Source organism: Caenibacillus caldisaponilyticus (assembly GCF_002003465.1).
Taxonomy (GTDB): Bacteria; Bacillota; Bacilli; order Bacillales; family Sporolactobacillaceae; genus Caenibacillus; species Caenibacillus caldisaponilyticus.
In genome coordinates, this window is record NZ_BDDQ01000003.1 from 82,371 (window position 1) to 94,946 (window position 12,576).

11 protein-coding genes are annotated in these 12,576 nt (G+C 54.9%); 8 read left to right on the forward strand and 3 right to left on the reverse strand.

Translation table 11 applies throughout. The features are described from left to right. Positions 1–94 precede the first annotated feature (94 nt). The 4 genes from CCB157_RS01400 to CCB157_RS17840 all read left to right on the forward strand — a co-directional run bounded on the left by CCB157_RS01400 (position 95) and on the right by CCB157_RS17840 (position 3,400). Positions 95–922, forward strand: a complete 828-nt coding sequence (locus CCB157_RS01400; RefSeq protein ID WP_077614140.1) for an aldo/keto reductase — start codon at positions 95–97, stop codon at positions 920–922. Positions 923–1,318: 396 nt separating this feature from the next. Continuing rightward, positions 1,319–2,266 carry an NADP-dependent oxidoreductase gene (locus CCB157_RS01410; protein WP_077614142.1) on the forward strand — a complete coding sequence of 316 codons (948 nt, stop codon included), beginning with the start codon at positions 1,319–1,321 and terminating at the stop codon, positions 2,264–2,266. A gap of 49 nt (positions 2,267–2,315) precedes the next feature. Then, the gene (locus CCB157_RS01415) at positions 2,316–3,065 is read left to right on the forward strand and encodes an SDR family NAD(P)-dependent oxidoreductase (protein ID WP_077614143.1); all 750 of its coding nucleotides are present in this window, start codon (positions 2,316–2,318) and stop codon (positions 3,063–3,065) included. Positions 3,066–3,223: 158 nt separating this feature from the next. Next, positions 3,224–3,400, forward strand: coding sequence for a hypothetical protein (locus tag CCB157_RS17840; RefSeq protein ID WP_193432239.1), 177 nt, complete (start codon positions 3,224–3,226; stop codon positions 3,398–3,400). Between the two features lie 115 nt (positions 3,401–3,515). On the opposite strand, the gene CCB157_RS01420 is transcribed toward CCB157_RS17840, so the two are convergent. Continuing rightward, on the reverse strand, positions 3,516–4,001 hold the full coding sequence (locus CCB157_RS01420; protein ID WP_158077163.1) for an Hsp20/alpha crystallin family protein: 486 nt from the start codon (positions 3,999–4,001) through the stop codon (positions 3,516–3,518). A gap of 390 nt (positions 4,002–4,391) precedes the next feature. On the opposite strand from CCB157_RS01420, the gene CCB157_RS01425 reads away from it, so the two are divergent. Next, positions 4,392–5,087 carry a TerC family protein gene (locus CCB157_RS01425; RefSeq protein WP_077614145.1) on the forward strand — a complete coding sequence of 232 codons (696 nt, stop codon included), beginning with the start codon at positions 4,392–4,394 and terminating at the stop codon, positions 5,085–5,087. Positions 5,088–5,509: 422 nt separating this feature from the next. Further along, a complete protein-coding gene (locus CCB157_RS01430; protein WP_077614146.1) occupies positions 5,510–6,379 on the forward strand; it encodes an NAD(P)-dependent oxidoreductase in 870 nt (289 codons plus the stop codon). Positions 6,380–6,732: 353 nt separating this feature from the next. On the opposite strand, the gene CCB157_RS01435 is transcribed toward CCB157_RS01430, so the two are convergent. Next, positions 6,733–8,307 (reverse strand): hypothetical protein, encoded by a 1,575-nt coding sequence (locus tag CCB157_RS01435; protein WP_077614147.1) that lies wholly within the window; start codon positions 8,305–8,307, stop codon positions 6,733–6,735. A 152-nt stretch (positions 8,308–8,459) separates the two neighbouring features. On the opposite strand from CCB157_RS01435, the gene CCB157_RS01440 reads away from it, so the two are divergent. Together CCB157_RS01440 and CCB157_RS01445 are read left to right on the forward strand one after the other, a co-directional pair. After that, positions 8,460–9,134 carry a TerC family protein gene (locus CCB157_RS01440; protein WP_077614148.1) on the forward strand — a complete coding sequence of 225 codons (675 nt, stop codon included), beginning with the start codon at positions 8,460–8,462 and terminating at the stop codon, positions 9,132–9,134. A gap of 223 nt (positions 9,135–9,357) precedes the next feature. Continuing rightward, positions 9,358–10,824 (forward strand): amidase, encoded by a 1,467-nt coding sequence (locus CCB157_RS01445; RefSeq protein WP_077614149.1) that lies wholly within the window; start codon positions 9,358–9,360, stop codon positions 10,822–10,824. 174 nt (positions 10,825–10,998) lie between these two features. Here CCB157_RS01445 and CCB157_RS01450 read toward each other — a convergent pair whose 3' ends face one another. Continuing rightward, positions 10,999–12,252: a dicarboxylate/amino acid:cation symporter gene (locus tag CCB157_RS01450; protein ID WP_077614150.1), complete on the reverse strand. Its 1,254-nt coding sequence runs from the start codon at positions 12,250–12,252 to the stop codon at positions 10,999–11,001. Between the last annotated feature and the right edge of the window lie 324 nt (positions 12,253–12,576).

The following is a 12,576-nucleotide window of genomic DNA, read 5'->3' on the forward strand; positions in this document are numbered from 1 at the left end:
GGATCGGAAAAGACCTGTGTGATCGAGCAGCCCGTTACCGCTTTTTCGTCCGGCTGTGGCAATATTATAAAAAAGAATACGAGGAGGGGTTTCGATGGTGCGCGATATTGCGGATACGGTCGAGCTGAACAATGGGGTGCGCATGCCGCGGCTCGGCCTCGGCGTCTATAAGGTGAAGGACGGCGGTGAAGTCATTCAAGCCGTTCACGCCGCTTTGGAGGCGGGCTACCGGTCGATCGATACCGCCGCTTTTTATGAAAATGAAAAAGGCGTCGGCGAAGCGATCCGGACGTCCGGCCTCCGCCGCGAAGACGTGTTCGTCACGACCAAGGTGTGGAACGATCGCCAAGGCTACGAGTCGACGCTTGCCGCTTTTGAGGAAAGCCGCAAAAAACTTGGATTTGACTATGTCGATCTTTACTTGATTCACTGGCCAATCAAAGGAAAATTCAAAGAGACTTGGCGGGCGCTCGAGAAGCTTTATAGAGAGGGCTACGTCCGCGCCATCGGCGTGTCGAATTTTAAAATTCATCATCTCGAGGAACTCTTCGAGGACAGTGAAGTGACGCCTGCGGTCAATCAAATCGAATTGCATCCCCGCCTTACGCAGGAAGATGTCCGGGCTTACTGCAAGGAAAAAGGCATTCAAGTCGAGGCGTGGAGCCCGCTCATGCGCGGCCGCTTGATGGATGAGCCGACGCTCGTCGACCTCGCGAAAAAATACGGCAAAACGCCGGCGCAAATCATCATCCGTTGGGATTTGCAGCACGGGCTCATCACCATCCCGAAGTCGGTGCGCAAGGAGCGGATCATCGAAAACGCCGACGTGTTCGATTTCGAGCTTTCGGACGAGGACATGAAAAAAATCGATGCGCTCAACCAAAATCTGCGCACGGGACGGGATCCCGACGAAATCTCCTGACCCGTCCGCATCCGCGTCGCGCCCTCGCCCTAACCGCTTCGGCCTCCGTTTTTTAATCGGCGGATGGGGCGCGGCGTTTCCGAATAAGATGCCCGCCCGGAAGGCGGAGGCCTTTTTGCTTGATCCGGTTGAAAAAAGGCGCGGCCTCCTGCCGTACCGGCGACGATCGGCCCCAAAGGTTGATGGGTTCCGCCTGGATGGCGGTTTGAAACGGGAAGGGGCCGGGGCGACGCTTCCCGAAGGTTTCGCCCGCGGCGCCCAAGCGGGGCGGCGTGGCGGGCGCCGCTTTTGTTTTCGTTATCCACTAGGCAAACGCTGCGCGATCATTCGTTGCCAACGCATTCCTGCCCGGGATGCGGCGCATCCCTTAAATCATTAAGGAGGTCATGAAAAACCATGAAGGCGATCGTCATTAATGCATACGGCGGAAGGGATCAACTGAAAGAATACGAAGTGCCGAAACCGTTGCCGAAGGATAACGAAGTCTTGATTAAAATCCACGCCACTTCGATCAATCCGATCGATTGGAAGGTTCGCGAAGGCTATTTGAAAAGCCGCCTGCCCTTTCATTTCCCGATTATTCTCGGTTGGGACGCGGCCGGCGTCGTCGAACGGGTCGGCGCAAAGGTCACCCGCTTTGAGGTGGGTGATCGCGTCTTTACGCGGCCGGCGACGACCGAACGCGGCACGTATGCCGAATATATCGCCGTCGACGAGGCGCACGTTGCCCCCATGCCGAAAAACGCGACGTTTACGGAAGCGGCCGCCGTTCCGCTTGCCGGTCTCACCGCTTGGCAAAGCCTTGTCGAATTCGCCGGCCTCAAAAAGGGCGATCGCGTCCTCATCCACGGGGGTGCGGGCGGCGTCGGCAGCTTTGCCATTCAAATCGCTAAGGCGAAAGGCGCGGAGGTCACGGCCACGGGCAGTTCCCAAAGCGCCGAAATCATTAAAAATCTCGGTGCCGATCATTTCTTGAACTATGTGACCGATTCGCTTTCCGATGCCGGCGAATTTGATGTCGTCTTGGATACCATAGGCGGAAAGACGCAAGAAGAAAGCTTCGAGGTCCTCAAGCCGGGCGGTGTGCTCGTGTCGATCTTGCAGGCGCCGGATCAAGAAAAAGCCAAGGCGAAAAACGTCAAGGCGGGTTTGATCTGGATGGAGCCGAACGGCAAACAGCTGGAAGAGCTCGGAAAAATGATCGAAGACGGCCGCTTGAAACCGCTCATCGATACGGTGTTGCCGTTCAGCGAAGAAGGGCTGAAGAAAGCGCACGAACGCAGCGAAAGCGGCCATGCCAAAGGCAAGATCGTTATAGAAGTCGTCAAAGACGAAACCCGATAAAAACCGCTTGTCTCGGGCGAGAGAAAGCGGAGGATGAGGGGGTGAAGCGATGAACGGGACAAATCGGGTCGTCGTCGTGACCGGCGGGGCGAACGGCATCGGAAAAGGGGTCGCCGAGGCGTTCGCCCGCCGCGGGGACGCCGTCGTGCTCGCCGACATCGACGACAACGCCGGCGAACAGACCGCTGCGAACATCCGTAAAGCCGGCGGCGATGCGCATTTTCATCACACCGATGTCCGCCGTCCTTCCGATGTGGTGGCTCTTTTTAACTACGTGCGCGACGCGTTCGGTCGCGTGGACGTTTTGATCAATAACGCCGGGGTTTCCCGCTTTAAGCCGATGGACGAATGGACGATCGAAGAATGGGATGACGTGGTGAACATTAATTTGCGCGGTTATTTTCTGTGCGCCCGCGAAGCCGCCAAGCTGATGAAGGAAAAAAACATTCACGGTTCGATCGTGAATATCGCTTCGACGCGAGCGCTCATGTCCGAAAAACATTCGGAAGCCTATGCGGCGACGAAGGCCGGCATCATCGGATTGACGCATGCATTGGCGGCGTCTTTAAGCGAGGCGCGCATCACGGTGAACGCGATCAGCCCGGGGTGGATCGAAACGGGCGATTACGGCGCATTGAGCGAGCGCGACCATCTTCAACATTTTTCCGGCCGCGTCGGCAAACCTGAAGACATCGCGAAAGCGTGCCTTTATTTGTCGGATGAAACGAACGATTTTGTAACGGGCATTAACCTGATCGTCGACGGCGGGATGACGCGGAAGATGATTTACGAAGAGTGATCTTTTGGCAGCGTCGGTTCGTGCGACCGACCGGTGCGCTCTTTCGCAAACCTTCCAAAGGATCGACCGGGCGGCTGCGGCGATGAAACGGCTCGATTCCGGACAAACTAAGCCAAAGCGCATGGGCGCGATCATCTTTTAGCAAGGAGGCCGTTTCATTGGACCGCCAGGAAAAACGAAAGGCACCTGACACCCCGACGATCGCGACCGGAATCGACGACGATGCGGAGCTCGAGGCGAAGGCCACCAAAGAAGAGGTGGCCCGGGGGGATTACACGCGCGTCACTCGGCTCGTATGGGATGGGCCGCGCGATGCAGACCAACCTGCCCCGTGAGGACTCTTTGGCGGGCTCAGGCATGCCAATCGGTCGGCACGCCGTTCCTTTCGATTGGAGAAGGGTGGGCTTGTCCGCACCCGCAACAATAAGGATCGCCGCGCGCGATCCTTTTTTATTCGATGTCCAAAGTTTGGCGGGTTTTCGGATATTTCGGGCCCCTAATTTCCAGGATGCCGTTGCGGTAGCTGGCCCGGGTTTGCGGCCTGTGAATCGTGTAGGGCAGCGGGATGACGCGTTCGGCCCGATGGTAGCGGCGTTCCCGGCGGTAATAATTGCTGGCTTCGTTGTTTTCCTCAAGCTGTTCGTTGTTGATCACGGCGATTCTTAAGCGGTCCCCAAGCGTTTCGATATGAATGTCGTCCTTGTCGACGCCGGGAAGGTCCGCCCGCACGATCCATTCCGTCTCCGTTTCATACACGTCGACGGGAAAGCCCCAAGCCAACGGATGATTTTGAAAAAAAGCATCCATGGAGTCCAAAAGACTGCGGTGGAAATCGCTGTTAAAGAATTCATCGATCTTCCTCAATAAATCGCCGCCGATGAACGGCACCACTGGATTTTCGGGTTTTTTCGGCAAGTTTTGGCCGTTGTCCGTCAATCTTATCTCCCCCTTGATCATTGGCTTCAACAATAAGGTATGGTGGGCATCGGGCGATGGTGTAGACGGACGCCCGCTCCCGAGGGCCTCGGTTGGCGGCGCACGGATGCCTGAACCGGAAAAACGTTCACCTCAATGTCACCATTTTGTGAAAGTTTTTGGTTGACGGCGGCTCGCACGCTTCATAAAATTAAAGTAATTAAACAGCCCAAAGGGGAGTAGCCGGACAGCAAGGTCGTCATTACGGGACGCCGTCCCCGGCCTTGTTGGCAACGTTACCGTTGTTGGCAAGACCTTTGCCTTAAGACAGGCGAAGGTCTTTTTGTTTGAACAGCCTTCGCCTGATCGGGCGGGGGCTGTTTGAATTCCAACAGAAGGGGCGTAACGTTGATGGCGATTTTTTCATGGGAGTTTTGGTCGTCGCTCTTGTTGATCGTCGGCATCGATCTCGTGCTCGCGGGGGACAACGCCATCGTCATCGGGCTTGCCGCCCGGAAGCTGCCGGCCCGCGACCGGAAAAAAGTCATCCTCTTGGGCGCCTTGGGGGCGGTCGGAATCCGCGTGCTGGCGGCGGTCCTCATCGTGACGCTATTAAAGATTCCCGGTCTCCATCTTATAGGGGGATTGCTGCTCCTTCGCATCGCTTATCGTTTGCTCGTCGATCAAAAGGAGCAAGAAGAAGTGCCGGCGGGCGAGACGCTTTGGAAAGCCGTGCGGACGATTATCCTCGCCGATGCTTTGATGGGGCTGGATAACGTCCTCGCCATTGCCGGCGCCAGCCATGACAGCTACCTTCTGGTCACCATTGGTCTGTTCGTCAGCGTGCCGATCGTGATGTGGGGGAGCACGTTGTTCATTCGGTTGCTCGACCGCTTCAGCTGGCTGATTTATGCCGGATCCGCCATTCTTGCCTACACGGCGGGAAAGATGATCTTCGCCGAACCGTTCGTCGCCGGGCTCGTTCCTCATCCGCTCATCAAGTATGCGGTGATCCTTGCCGCCATGTGCGGAGTGGTGGCCTTGGGGGCGAAAAAAAACCGAGCGGCCGCCGCAAAAACCTTGACCGACAACAAAATCGCTCAATGATGCGGACGATTCCGGCCGATCAAGGAACGGCCGATGGGAGGATGCGTCATCGCCGGCCGATGTTGCCGTGATGGCCGGAATCGCGTTGAACGTCCGATACTTTTCTTCAGTTCCGACAATTTTCTCCCTCTCAACCGGGACTTTTGTCCTATATTTCTTCGCGAAATGCTAATAAATGGAAAAAACACAGCGGATTTCAACTAAAAAATAGGAATTAAAAGTTTTGACAAATATATTTAAAAAAATATAAAACATAATTTTTGTGTTCATTAATTTCTTTAAACAGGAGGAATGATGCGATTCATCCGATAATTATCAGCCGCCCTTTGAAAGGGATTTCAGTAAGGAAAACGCCGGCCGACCAAGCGCGAATTTTATGATACGATGAACGTAAGAACGATTGGAAAGGGGAGGCTTGCAGCATGGAGAAACAACCGGTCATCGGCTTTATCGGCACCGGCGTGATGGGCAGCGGCATGGTGCGCCAGCTCTTAAAATCCGGATATTCGGTCCGCGTGTTTAACCGCACGAAAGCGAAGGCGGAGCCGCTTATCAAGGACGGGGCGGTCTGGCGGGATTCCGTGGCCGAGCTCGCGAAGGATGCCGACATCATCATCACGATCGTCGGCTATCCGAAAGATGTCGAGGCCATTTATTTTAACGGCGGCATCCTCGACAACGCCAAGGCCGGGGCGACGGTCATCGACATGACGACGTCCTCGCCTGAATTGGCGATCAAAATTTATGAAGAGGCGAAAGCCAAAGGGATCGCCGCCTTGGATGCGCCGGTTTCCGGCGGCGACATCGGCGCGCGAAACGGCACGCTTTCCATCATGGTCGGCGGCGATGAAGACGCCTTTCAACGGATGTTGCCGATCTTTAAAGCGATGGGCGAAAATATCGTCTACCAAGGGAAAGCGGGGAGCGGCCAACATACGAAAATGGCCAATCAAATCACGATCGCCGCGAACATGCTAGGCGTGTGCGAAGCGCTGGCCTACGCCGAGCGGGCCGGATTGGATCCGGAACGCGTGCTCGCGAGCATTTCCAACGGGGCGGCGGCGAGCTGGTCGTTGTCCAATTTGGCGCCGCGCATGTTAAAAGGCGATTTTGCCCCCGGCTTTTACGTCAAACATTTCATCAAGGATATGACGATTGCGTTGGAGAGCGCCGCAAAGATGGGGCTGCGCGCGCCGGGGCTGGCGCTTGCCAAAGAGCGTTATGAGGCGCTTGCCGAACGGGGCGAGGCAGACAGCGGCACGCAAGCGCTCTACAAGCTCTATAAAGAATGAGGCGTTCGCGGCGCGAGCATTGCCCGCTTGCTTTTTGGGTGTTCGCGCGGACAGGGTCGTCGGCGGGGACGATCGAAAAAACGAATCTGCCGCCCCGTCTCAATCGGCGGATCGCAGGTTTGGGGTGTAAAAAACGGGACGCCGGTTTCCGGTGTCCCGCCGCTTTGAAGCAGGGTCGTTGCCGAGACCCTGTTTTTTTTCTGTCAAACTGTTTGCCTATGCCCGCGTTTAGGACGTTTCGTCATCTTGAAAGATTCGCTCAGGTCGGCAAAAGGGATGGTCAAATCTCGGGCTTTCAAGGCGGCGCTATGCCTTTGACCAGGCCTTTAGCTTCATTCGAAGCGTTCTTATCCTTAAAAGAAGTACGGGCCGAACGCAAAGAGTTCCATGACCGCAAAGAGGCCCATGGCGTAAAAGGTTTCGGCGAGGATCGACCAAGCGGGGCGCTTCACCCATCGGGTCAAGAGCCACGCCGCAACCGCCAGCACGGTCGGGATGACCCATTCGCTCATCGGAAACGATAAATAGCCGGGCGCATAATGCTGAAAAAGCGGCGTTTTAATGCGGGAGGCAAGAAAGTATTGGGCGATGAGAAAAGCGCCCAAAACGAGCCGTTTGACCCACGGCGAGTCCCGTTCGATCCACTCCACTTTCAGAAAAGCGATCAAGGCGTAAACCGCGATCGCCGGAATGGCGTAGCCGATCGAAAGCAAAAACAAAATGAAGATCCGCGATATGGAGAGCGCCGCTTCAGAGAAGGATTGCGAAAAGTCTTGCGCCGTGACCTTCATGCTCCGTTCGATCGCATGGGGATCTCGACTCGCCAGGCCGATTTGATACCGCGATCCGGAATCGAGGTCTAACCAAGCGATGGTTTGCTCGTCGATAAAAAACGGCAGGCGGGAAATATTCGTTGATGTGCTGCGGCGCTCGGCCACCCAACGGCCGCTTGGATCCGTGTGCGCTTCATAAATATTGATCGCGTCGTCGCGCAGCGTCCGTTTGCCTTTGGCGCTGAACAGAAGGACCGGTTTTCCGCCGATCATGGCCAATCGCAAATCATCGGGATCGCGCAAGTCGGCTCCCGTCGCTTTGTCGATGAATGAGAGCGGCCGATCGTCCAAGACCTTCGGTTTTTCCGGGTTTTCCAGCTGATTGAACGGCCTTTCGAAATAATAGTGGGACACGATGTCCCCTTGCTTGAAAATATGGGTGGTATAAAAAATGCCCGCGTTGCCGCCGTGTTCGATCAATTGCACATCGCCGACGGTTCCTTGGAAGTTGCTGCCCCATTGCGCGAACGCCTTGGGCTGCGGCGCCGGATGGTCTTCGCTGATCATGTAAAAGCGGTAGGCGGCCGACGGGGCCTTTGTGATCGCCACGATTTTGGCCGCCCCTTTTGTTCCGTAGGCGGCGACGGCTTCCACCGGAGCTTGGAACGCGGCGACCGTTTCCGTTTTGCCGGTAGCGGTATCGTAGGCTTTGAGTCTGTCGGGATCGGAGTAGAACACTTCGCCGTTGACGCAAGCGGTCGCTTCGGCCCGCTCGGCGATCAAACGAACGGATTTTCCGTCAAAGCGATAGAGGCCGTCGTCCCGCTTATATATCACTTGGCGGTCTTTCGCCCAGATGATGCGGTCGATCGCTCCCGTCTTCAGCGCGGCGAGCGGTTTTAGTTTTAAATCCGGGGTTAACAGACTGACATGGACCTGGTTCCGGTCGATGGTATAGAGTCGGACGCCGTCGCGATTTTTATCGACGAATGGTTGTTTCAAATCGGTAGACAGGGAAGGATGGATCGTCCGGCTCCAACCTTCCGACGGCAGCTGCCTTTCTTCCGTGAACGCTTTCCCCCAGGCGGCCATGAACAAAATGGCGGCGATGCCGACCGGCACGAGCCACGTCATGGCCTGTCGCATTGTCCTCATAGAAAGTCCCCCTCTCAACACTTGATTATAAAATAAAGAATAAATCGAAAGGAACCTAATTTATAAAACGGAATAATCCGCAAAAGGGGATTTGGTTGATCAACGGCCCGCGAAACTTTATACTGGAAGGGTAAAGTTAGGAGAGGGCGCAAATGGATGGAGAATTTATCATCGGATTATTGAAAATCATTCTCATAAATATCGTGCTCAGCGGTGACAATGCCGTCGTCATTGCCCTGGCCTGCCGAAAATTGCCGCGAGAGCAGCAGAAGAAGGCGGTATTTTGGGGGAGTTTCGGCGCCATTGTCTTGCGCGTCGTATTGACTTTTGTCGCCGTTGAGCTGTTGCAAATACCGTTTTTGAAAATCGTCGGCGGCTTGCTCCTCGTTTGGATTGCCGTCAATCTCCTGCGAGGGGATGAAGAAACCGATCTGAGGGCGAGCTCGACCTTGTTCGGGGCGATCCGGACGATCATCCTTGCCGATTTTATTATGAGTTTGGATAACGTCGTGGCGGTGGCGGGAATCGCGGGCAACAATCTGTTGTTGATCATCGTCGGTTTGGCCATCAGCATCCCGTTGATCATCTGGGGCAGTCAATTGTTGATGAAATTGATGGACCGCATGCCCATCATCGTCGTCCTCGGTGCCGCGCTGCTCGGCTATACGGCCGGAGAAATGATCGTCGGCGACGATATCCTGAAAGAGTGGGTCGAGGAGATCGGGGTGATCGCCGAAAAAGGCATCCCCGTTCTGCTGGCAGTGGTTGTCGTCATCATCGGAGAATTTTTGAACTATCTGTCGAAAAAGAAAGCGAAAGAAGCATAAAAAAAGCGGATCGGGGCGCTATCCAGCAGCGCCCCGATTTTTTTTCTGCGGCAAGAAACGAAAAATGGGAAAATCGTCGGAGTGGCGACTGGAACGATGGCGAAAATTCAGGTATCCTATCGACAAACGCCTTTGTCAATGGATGTCAAATCGTTGCGCCCCAGGGATCTGTGCGCGTTTATATCTGAAAAGAAGGAAAATAAAAACCGGGGGGATGCTGGTGATGGTGAAACCGACCGATTTTCCGTTGGAAGCCGACGTTCACAGCCTTCAGCGGGCCATGGCGGACGGAACCTTGAGTTCAGTGGAACTCGTCCATTTTTATATGAAGCGGATCGCGCGATATAACGATTTGATCAATGCTGTCTTGGAGTTAAATCCCGACGCGGAATACATAGCGGCGGCGCGCGACGCCGAGCGCAAAGAACGGGGGCCGCGCAGCCCGCTGCACGGCGTCCCGGTGTTGTTGAAGGACAATATCGATACCGCGGATAAGTGCCACACGAGCGCCGGCTCGATCGCGTTAAAGGATGCCTACGCCGCCCGGGACGCTTTTATCGTAAAAAAACTGCGGAAGGCCGGAGCGGTGATATTGGGCAAGGCGAACATGACCGAATGGGCAAATTTTATGAGCGACCGCATGCCGAGCGGATACAGTTCGCGCGGCGGCCAAGTGCAAAATCCGTACGGTCCCGGCCGCTTCGACGTCGGAGGATCAAGCTCGGGTTCGGCGGCCGCGGTCGCCGCCAATTTCACCGCCCTCGCCGTCGGCACCGAGACATCGGGATCGATACTTAACCCGGCGAGCCAAAACAATATTGTCGGGATCAAACCGACGATCGGCCTCGTCAGCCGCACGGGCATCATTCCGATCAGCCACAGTCAAGACACCGCCGGGCCGATGGCGAGGACGGTCCGGGACGCCGCCCTGTTGTTGAATTTTTTGGCCGGTGAAGATCCCGAGGACCCCGTCACCGGGTTGGCGGCGTTTCATCAGGCGCAAGATTACACCGCGTTTTTAAACGCGAACGGGCTGAAAGGCAAACGGATCGGCGTGCCGCGGCCGCGGTTTTACGAGGGTTGTCCGGCGCCCATCGTCGCGCGCATCGACGAGGCTTTGAAAGCGATGGAGGCGCTCGGGGCGGAAATCCTCGATCCGGTCACGATCCCGGAAGCGCCGGCGGAAGAAAGCATCGACGTGTTAATCTATGAATTCAAACCGGCTTTGAACCATTATTTGAAAAGCGTCGCTCCGCACGTGCCCGTTCACAGTCTGCGGGAGCTGATCGCTTTCAACGCCGCGCATGCCGATGCCGCCTTGCGCTACGGCCAGTCGCTTCTCGAGGCGTCTGAAAAGACGAGCGGGACGTTGGCCGAACGCGAGTATATCCAAGCCAGGCTCGATGATTTGCGCTATGCGAGGACGGACGGGATTGACCGTGTCATGGCGGAATACCGGCTCGATGCGCTCGTCTTCCCGTCAAGCTGGGGCGCCGGCATCGCCGCGAAAGCCGGTTATCCTTCGATCAACGTTCCGGCCGGTTTTACCGATGAAGGGGAGCCAGTCGGCATCACGTTTACGGCGCGCGCGTTTGAAGAACCGAAACTCATCGAGATGGGCTACGCTTTTGAGCAGACGACGCGCCATCGCCGCGCGCCGTCTTTGGAAAAGGCGCCGGCGTTCAGCTGACGCGGCGCCCCGCTTGCAAAACGGGGAGTGCATAAAAATGAATCAAAAGCCGGGAGAGGAATGGGCAGATAAAAAAGGGAAGACCCGGTTCAACTCCGATGAACGGAGGGGTCTTCCCTTCATTTAATTTTGAGGAACATAAGATATGCTTTTTAAAAGCGTTCATGGGCGCAATTATGAATTTGAAGGCGCCGGTTCTTTAATCGAAGAAGCCGGTTGGTTTTCTTGGCGGAATTCATTTTCCCATTTTGAAATGACAATGGACGCCAAGGCATGTCCAGGCGTATTGCAAGCCGTGCGGGCCATGTCCAGCACACGGTCGATGCCGGCGATCATCGCGACGCCTTCAACAGGAAGACCGACGGCCGTGGCGCTCGCCAAGAGGACGACGAGAGAACCCGACGGCACGGCGGCGATGCCTTTGGATGTGACGACCAACACCAGCATCAAAAACAGCTGTTGTTTTAAATCCATCGGAATGCCGAAAGCTTGCGCCAAGAAAATCGAGCATACCGACAGATAGAGCGTTGACCCGTCACAGTTCAGCGATAATCCGGATGGAATGACAAATGAAACGACGCGCTTTGAACAACCATAATCTTCCATCCTCTTCATCAATTGCGGAAGGATGGTTTCGTTGCTCGTTGTCGAGAAGGCGATGAGGAACAAGTCCCATATCATTTTAAAGACTTCAAAATAGCGGATCTTAAGGAAGTAGGCGATGAGCGGGAACAGACCGAAAATAATGATGAGCAACCCTAAATAAACCACGCCGATCAATTTCAGCATCGGCACCAATAGGGCTAAACCGTATTTCCCGACCGAAGAGGCCATCAGGGCCAGGACGCCGATGGGCGCGGTGGCCATGACCATCTGTGTGACTTTAAACATAATATCCGCGGTCGATCGCATAAAGTTCAAGACCGGTTCCGATGCCTTGCCGATTTTGCCGGCGGCCACTCCGAAGACCACCGCGAAGAACAAGACCGCTAATAAATTGCCGTCCGCCATCGCTTTGAAGACGTTGCTTGGAATGATATCCACGATCATGGATTTAAAGTCGGCGACTTTGGCGGCGTTTGCTTGCAAGGCGCCGATATCTTGTTTGGCAAGATGTGAGAGATCAATGCCTTTGCCCGGCCCCAAAAGGTTGGCCAGCACAAGGCCGATGATCAATATCAGGCTTGTAATAAACTCGAACCAAATGATGGTTTTAAGCCCTAATTTTCCCATGCTTTTTTTTCCGCCGCTGCCTGCTACGCCAATAACAATGGTCGTAAAGACAATGGGTACAACAATCATTTTTATTAGATTGATGAACATAGTTCCGATTGGGTTTAAGGCTTGACCGAAATTAGGGAAGAGATAGCCGATCAGGGCACCAATGACCATGCCGATGAGTACTTGAAAAGCAAAAAACTTTTTCATAGATTCTCCCCCTTGCATCTATAGTGATGATCGTTCCTGCAGCCGGGTTTTCCAATTCTTGTTAGCGCTTGCATTGTGTTGGGTGAGTCGAATTGCATAAAGCGGGATAATAAGATCTTAGCAAAACGGAATTGATTTGTAAAATAATAAATGTGTATATAATAATAAGCTCAAGTTATGAATTCCCCGGAAGCGGCGGCATTGTCCCGTGCCCCCTGAGTGAATGCAGGTGGACGTGTCTCCGACGGGGAAGCCGTTTGCGGCATGGTCGAATCTTCCGCGTTTCCGCTTAATATTTATCGAATTTTGTTATACTTTAAGATA

Excerpts from the sequence above, each read along its gene's own strand:
- CCB157_RS01400 (WP_077614140.1), top strand. The coding sequence starts at position 95 with ATGGTGCGCGATATTGCGGATACGGTCGAGCTGAACAATGGGGTGCGC.
- CCB157_RS01410 (WP_077614142.1), top strand. The coding sequence starts at position 1,319 with ATGAAGGCGATCGTCATTAATGCATACGGCGGAAGGGATCAACTGAAA.
- CCB157_RS01415 (WP_077614143.1), top strand. The coding sequence starts at position 2,316 with ATGAACGGGACAAATCGGGTCGTCGTCGTGACCGGCGGGGCGAACGGC.
- CCB157_RS01425 (WP_077614145.1), top strand. The coding sequence starts at position 4,392 with ATGGCGATTTTTTCATGGGAGTTTTGGTCGTCGCTCTTGTTGATCGTC.
- CCB157_RS01430 (WP_077614146.1), top strand. The coding sequence starts at position 5,510 with ATGGAGAAACAACCGGTCATCGGCTTTATCGGCACCGGCGTGATGGGC.
- CCB157_RS01435 (WP_077614147.1), bottom strand. The coding sequence starts at position 8,307 with ATGAGGACAATGCGACAGGCCATGACGTGGCTCGTGCCGGTCGGCATC.
- CCB157_RS01440 (WP_077614148.1), top strand. The coding sequence starts at position 8,460 with ATGGATGGAGAATTTATCATCGGATTATTGAAAATCATTCTCATAAAT.
- CCB157_RS01445 (WP_077614149.1), top strand. The coding sequence starts at position 9,358 with ATGGTGAAACCGACCGATTTTCCGTTGGAAGCCGACGTTCACAGCCTT.
- CCB157_RS01450 (WP_077614150.1), bottom strand. The coding sequence starts at position 12,252 with ATGAAAAAGTTTTTTGCTTTTCAAGTACTCATCGGCATGGTCATTGGT.